The organism is Streptomyces sp. P17, assembly GCF_032436805.1.
Taxonomy (GTDB): Bacteria; Actinomycetota; Actinomycetes; order Streptomycetales; family Streptomycetaceae; genus Streptomyces.
Genome location: NZ_JAVRBF010000748.1, coordinates 1 through 276 on the forward strand (window position 1 = coordinate 1; position 276 = coordinate 276).

General features: G+C 30.4%; 1 protein-coding gene. It reads right to left on the reverse strand.

The window, feature by feature from the left end:
- Positions 1-276: AAA family ATPase (locus RMT89_RS42805; protein ID WP_315889164.1), on the reverse strand; the 276-nt coding region annotated here is incomplete at both ends.

Consider the following 276-nt stretch of genomic DNA (forward strand, 5'->3'; position numbering starts at 1 on the left):
CAACTTTGCTTTCAATATAATCTATGTCTGCTATTTGTAGTCCAATAGTTTTTTTAGTTTTAGAAGGTATATTTTCACCGTTAATTATAACCGTATTCATATCATCATCTACTGCTTTTATGGCTTCTTGGAGTAATATTGTTGATTTTCCACTACCATTTGAGCCGGTCCATATTGATATTTCACCTTCCCGATATCCTCTAATGTATTTATTAATTAATCCTATTGATGAAGCAGAATAATTTATATTCTCTGGATCGTAAAATTCTATCTCGT